The 399-nt window shown below is 36.3% G+C and carries 1 protein-coding gene; it reads left to right on the forward strand.

The genetic code is table 11. The annotated features are described in order from the left end of the window. Positions 1-303, forward strand: a 303-nt coding sequence (locus J7R10_RS09260) for a septation protein IspZ (protein ID WP_208436526.1), incomplete at its 5' end; no start/stop codon positions are given. Positions 304-399 lie beyond the last annotated feature (96 nt).

Genomic DNA, 399 nt, shown 5'->3' on the forward strand with positions numbered 1-399 from the left:
TTTGCTCTTATTCTTTTTGGTGGTGTGCTTTTTAAAAAACCACTTTTGCGTTATGCTATTGATCCTACTTTAAAACTTGATGATTTAGGATGGCAAACGCTTACATATCGCTGGGCATTTTTTTTCGTATTTCTTGCTCTTTTGAATGAAATTGTTTGGCGTAACTTTAGCGATAATTTTTGGACGCGTTTTAAAGTATTTGGTGTCATGCCCATAACAGTTCTCTTCATGCTTACCCAAATGCCTCTCATACTTCAACATTCAAAAGAGCTTTTTCCAGAAGACGATAAATCTGCTTCTTAAAATAACACCTCCATCACGACAAATTATTTTGCAGATTTATCGCTATACACTGACCACGGCGAGAAGATGTGCTAATTGAGCACTTTATCTGTCGAC

Source organism: Bartonella vinsonii subsp. berkhoffii ATCC 51672 (genome assembly GCF_902825225.1).
Taxonomy (GTDB): Bacteria; Pseudomonadota; Alphaproteobacteria; order Rhizobiales; family Rhizobiaceae; genus Bartonella; species Bartonella berkhoffii.